Source organism: bacterium (genome assembly GCA_036524115.1).
Classification (GTDB): domain Bacteria; phylum JAUVQV01; class JAUVQV01; order JAUVQV01; family DATDCY01; genus DATDCY01.
The window spans coordinates 1-5,049 of the sequence record DATDCY010000312.1; the positions used below are offsets into that span (position 1 = coordinate 1).

The 5,049-nt window shown below is 71.5% G+C and carries 6 protein-coding genes; all 6 read right to left on the bottom strand.

Annotated features, from left to right (window positions below; translation table 11 throughout):
- On the bottom strand, window positions 1–192 hold a 192-nt coding region (locus VI078_14805; GenBank protein HEY6000553.1), incomplete at its 3' end, for an NADH-quinone oxidoreductase subunit F.
- Entirely contained in the window at window positions 189–653 is a 465-nt protein-coding gene (gene nuoE, locus VI078_14810; protein HEY6000554.1) for an NADH-quinone oxidoreductase subunit NuoE, read from the bottom strand. The genes nuoE and VI078_14805, both read right to left, overlap by 4 nt.
- Before the next feature lie 11 nt (window positions 654–664).
- Window positions 665–2,428 carry an NADH-quinone oxidoreductase subunit C/D gene (gene nuoC, locus VI078_14815; protein ID HEY6000555.1) on the bottom strand — a complete coding sequence of 588 codons (1,764 nt, stop codon included), beginning with the start codon at window positions 2,426–2,428 and terminating at the stop codon, window positions 665–667.
- Window positions 2,429–2,439: 11 nt separating this feature from the next.
- The gene (locus VI078_14820; GenBank protein HEY6000556.1) at window positions 2,440–3,030 is read right to left on the bottom strand and encodes an NADH-quinone oxidoreductase subunit B family protein; all 591 of its coding nucleotides are present in this window, start codon (window positions 3,028–3,030) and stop codon (window positions 2,440–2,442) included.
- A complete protein-coding gene (locus VI078_14825) occupies window positions 3,027–3,443 on the bottom strand; it encodes an NADH-quinone oxidoreductase subunit A (GenBank protein HEY6000557.1) in 417 nt (138 codons plus the stop codon). Before VI078_14825 ends, VI078_14820 begins: the two co-directional genes overlap by 4 nt.
- Window positions 3,444–3,735: 292 nt before the next feature.
- Window positions 3,736–5,049 (bottom strand): hypothetical protein (locus VI078_14830; protein HEY6000558.1); only part of this gene is annotated, 1,314 nt, incomplete at its 5' end.

The window sequence follows — 5,049 nt, forward strand, 5'->3', positions numbered from 1 at the left end:
CCCGGTCGGGAAGCCGGCGCCGCCGCGGCCGCGCAGCGTGCTCGCGGTGACGAGCGCCTCGACGCGCTCCGGCGACAGCTCGCGCAGGGCGGTGCGCGCCGCCGCGTAGCCCCCGCCGGCTTCGTAGGCGTCCAGGTCCCACGGCGCGGCGCCGGCGGGCATCGCGCCGGTGAGCGGCAGCGGCGCGCTCATGCGCGGTACCTCGCGAGGATCGCGTCGATCCGCTCGGGGGTCAGCTCGCCGTGGAGCTCGGCGTCGACGAGCATCGCGGGCGCCCGGTCGCAGGCGCCGAGGCACGCCGCCGGCAGCAGGGTGAACTCGCCGTCCGCCGTCGTCTCGCCGAGGCCGGCGCCGAGGCGTCGCACCAGGTGCTCGAGGACCGTTTCGTGTCCCAGGATCCAGCACGCGACGCAGTCGCAGATCTGGATGACGTGCCGCCCGACCGGCCGGCGGAAGACCAGGCTGTAGGCGGTGGCCACCGCGTCGAGCTCGTCGACGGCCATGCCCAGCAGCGTCGCGATCTCCGCGATCTCGTCGGCGACCCAGCCGCGGCCGCGCTGCACGATCGCGAGGGCTTCGACGCAGGCCCCGCGCGCCTCGGGCAGCCCCCGGGCCGCCTCCACGATCACGCGCCGCTCCTCGTCGCTGAGCACCGCGGGCGCCTCTAGCGGTCCACGTCCGCGAGGACGTAGTCGATGGAGCCGAGGACCGCCATCAGATCGGGGAGGGTCAGCCCCCGGCAGATGAGCGGCAGCATCTGCAGGTGCGGGAACGAGGGCGTGCGGATCCGCACGCGGTAGGGCATCGTCGAGCCGTCGCTGACGAGGTGGTACCCGTTGCTCCCCTTGGCCGCCTCGACGGCGGCGAAGGCCTCCCCGGGCGGGATCACCGGTCCCCAGCTGGCGCCGAGGAAGTGCTGGATGAGCGTCTCGATGTCGTGCAGCATGCGCTCGCGCGGCGGCGGCACCGCCAGGGGGTGGTCGGCGCGCACGGGCCCGGCGGGCATGAGGCGCCGGCACTGCGCGACGATCCGCAGGCTCTGGCGCATCTCGCCCACCCGCACGAGGCTGCGCGCCCAGCAGTCGCCGCCCTCCGCGCTCACCGCGTCGAACTCCAGCGCGTCGTAGCCGGAGTAGGGGCGGCGCTTGCGCAGGTCCCAGTCGGTGCCGCAGGCGCGCAGGCCGGGACCGGTCACGCCCCAGGCGAGGGCCTCGTCGCGCGTGTAGGCGCCGATGCCCCTGGTGCGCGCCCGGAAGATCGCATTGCCCATGATCAGCCGGTCGTACTCGTCGAGCCGCCGCGGCAGGTCGGCGAGCAGGACGTCCAGCGGCCCCTCCCACCCCTCGGGCAGGTCGTTCGCCACGCCGCCGATGCGGAACCAGCCGGGGTGCATGCGGCCGCCGGTGATCGCCGCCACCACGTCGAGGACGCGCTCGCGGTCGCTGAAGGTGTAGAACACCGGCGAGAGCGCCCCGAGGTCCTGCGCGAACGTGCCGTACCAGACCAGGTGGGAGGCGATGCGGAAGAGCTCGGCGAGCATGACGCGGATCATCTGCGCCTTCGGCGGGACCTCGATGCCGGCGAGCCGCTCGAGCGCGAGCAGGTAGGGGAAGTTGTTGAGGACGCCACCGAGGTAGTCGATGCGGTCCGTGTAGGGGATGAAGGTGTGCCAGCTCTGTCGCTCGCCCATCTTCTCGGCGCCGCGGTGGTGGTAGCCGATGTCGAGGACGGCATCCACGATCTCCTCGCCGTCGAGCTCGAGCACGACGCGCAGCAGCCCGTGCGTGCCCGGGTGCTGCGGGCCGAGGTTCAGGAACAGCAGCTCGGTGTCCGCGCTCCTGCGCCGCAGCCCCCACTCCTCCGGCCGGAACTGCAGCGCCTGCTCGGCCCGCTCCTCGCGGTCCCCCGTGAGGCGCAGCGGTTCCATCTCGGTCGCGCGTGCCGGGTGCTCCTTGCGCAGCGGGTGTCCCTGCCAGTGCGGCGGCGAGAGCAGGCGCCGCAGGTTCGGGTGGCCGCCGAAACGGATCCCGAACATGTCCCAGGCCTCGCGCTCGTACCAGTCGGCGGCGGGCCAGACCCCGGTGGCCGTCGGCAGCTCGGGGTGCTCCCCGGAGAGGGCGACCTTCAGCCGGAGGTCCTCATCGAGGTCCGGCGAGAAGAGGTGGTAGCAGACCGTGAAGTCGGCCGGCGGCTCGCCCGCGCGGTGCCCCCGCAGGCGCTCATCGATGGCGAACAGGTCGTAGAGCATCGGATAGCGCGGCGCGGCGCCGCCTGCGAGGTGGGCGAGGATCGGGACGGCCGCGGCCGGCGGGACCCAGAACGTGGGCACGCCGTCGCGCGTCGCTCCGGGGAGCAGCGCCGCCTCGCCGAAACGCGCGCGCAGCTCCTCGGGGACCGCGCCCCCAGCGCTCCCGCCGCTCTCTGTCACGCGCTGAGCTCCTACAGGCGGTCCGGCGCGCGCAGGGCGACGGCGCGGGCGCGCTCCGCCCGCTTCGCCTCCCGCTGCGAGGGCATCGCCGGCCGCTCGAACCCCTGCGGACCGGCGACCCAGCTCAGGGGGCGTCGCTCGCGGCCGACCTTCTCCTGCAGGAGCAGCAGCGCCTCCATGAACGCCTCCGGCCGCGGCGGACAGCCCGGTATGTAGACGTCGACCGGCAGGATCGTGTCCACCCCCTGGACGACGCTGTAGATGTCGTACATCCCGCCGGAGTTGGCGCACGCGCCCATCGAGATCACCCAGCGCGGCTCCATCATCTGCTCGTAGAGCCAGCGCACGACCGGCGCCATCTTCACGAAGACCGTGCCGGCGACGACCATCAGGTCGGCCTCGCGCGGCGTGGCCCGCAGGACCTCGGCGCCGAAGCGCGCGATGTCGTAGCGGCTCGTGACGCTCGTGGCCATCTCGACGAAGCAGCAGGAGAGGCCGAAGTTGAAGGGCCAGATGGAGTTCTTGCGGCTCCAGGCGGCGAGGTCCTGCAGGCGGGCGTACAGGACGCTGCCGCGCAGGGCGTCCTCCAGCGGCGGGGTCACCGACGGTCCTCCGCGGGCCGGCGCGCCGGCGGCCGGGGGTACCGTCCGGGGACGCGGTCGGACCAGGCGAAGGCCCCGCTGCGCCAGAGGTAGGCGAGCATGGCGAGGAGCACGAGGTTGAACCAGGCGATCGCGGCGAAGCCCGGCCACCCGGCCTCGCGCAGCGCCACGGCCCACGCGAAGATGAAGACCGACTCGACATCGAAGATCAGGAAGAGCATCGCGACCAGGTAGTACCTGACGTTGAATCCCGACTCGGACCGTCTGGCCGACACGATGCCGGATTCGTACGGAGTCCCGGTTCCCCGTTCCATGTGACGCTGCCCGAGCAGCGCCGAGACCCCGAGCATCCCGGCGGCGACGAGCACGGCCAAGGCGGCATAGAGGGCCAGGGGCCAGAGGGCGGGGTTCATGCGGGCGGGCCTGATCGCGTCATGGGGTCCCCTCACACGCTCGCGCGGGAGCGTCCGCGTCCAGCCGCCGCGATCAGTCCATCGCCAAGAAGGGGCGATCGGCGCGGCTGAAAAAAGAATAGATGGACCGAAGGAGACCGCCTATGGGGTGTTCGCCCCAGTTCAATTGAAAATCAATATGATTTCAATGGATAAGAAACACATCCTTGAGAAATCGTTCTATGTCTCGCGGGATAACAAAAGAAAGGGGGAGCGGGAATCGTTTCCCGCTCCCCCGACTGCGATGGAACGTCTACTGCGTCAGGACGCTCGGGTCCTCGACCTTGAAGTTGTCGAAGGCCGCCTTGAGGCGCGCCCGCGTCGCGATCAGGCCGACACGCCCGTTGCCGACCGAGGTGAAGGTCTGCTGGACGGCGGGCGTGGCGTTGCCGTCGAGGAAGACCTTGACCGTGCCGGCGTTCGGGTCGACATCGACGCGCAGGGTATGCCAGAGCCTGCTGTCGCGCAGGGTGACCCTCCTCGTCTTCATCATCGTCGGCCCGGAGTCGTCGTCGTGCGAGGCGCCCACTTCACCGATGCTGACGGTCTGGCGCTCGCGGCTGTAGACCACGAAGCGGTAGTGCTCGGCATCCTGGTAGTCGAAGACGATGCCGGCCGTCGGGTTGCCCTCGTCAACGTCCAAGAGCTGGACCCCGGTCTGGATGCGGCCGCCGAGGAAGGGATCGAGGGCGACCACGTCGTGGACCAGCGCGATGTTGGTGTAGCGGCCAGTGGCGGCAAGGGTGCCGTTGCGGCCGGCAAACCGCCCGGCCACCGTGTCCCAGTTGGGGTCACCGGTATCAGTGGCGTCGGAGAAGTCGTCGGAGAACAGCATCGTGCCGGTGGGGGGAGGAGGCGGCGGAGGGGGCGGCTGGGTGATCGTGATGGTCACCGAGGCGCTCGCGCCGTTGGAGACGTTGCCCGCGGCGTCCTTGGCGTAGGCGTAGAGGGTGTGGGCGCCTTCGGTGGCAAAGGTGTAGCTGGCCGGCGCGGTCGCCGTCCAGCCCGCGGCGGTCGCCGAGGGCTTCATCATGCTCTCGTTGACCAGGAAGCCGGTCACACCGACGTTGTCGGTCGCCGCCAGGCCCGTGATCGGCACGGTCAGCGAGGTCGATGTGGCCGGGATGGTGAAGGAGGTCACCGTCGGGGCCGTGGTGTCGGCCGGCGGCGGCAGGGTGATGGTCACCGAGGCGCTGGCGCCGTTGGAGACGTTGCCCGCGGCGTCCTTGGCGTAGGCGTAGAGGGTGTGGGCGCCCGCGGTGGTGAAGGTGTAGCTGGCCGGTGCGGTCGCCGCCCAGCCCGCGGCCGTGGCGGCAGGCTTGGTGGCGCTCTCGTTGACCAGGAAGCCGGTCACGCCGACGTTGTCGCTGGCGGTGAGCGTGGTGATGGACACCGTCAGGCTCGTCGAGGTGGCGGGAATCGTGAAGGACGTGACCGTCGGGGCCGTGGTATCGGGCAGGGTGATGGTCACGCTGGCGCTGGCGCCGTTGGAGACGTTGCCCGCCGCGTCCTTGGCGTAGGCGTAGAGGGTGTGGGCGCCCGCGGTGGTGAAGGTGTAGCTGGCCGG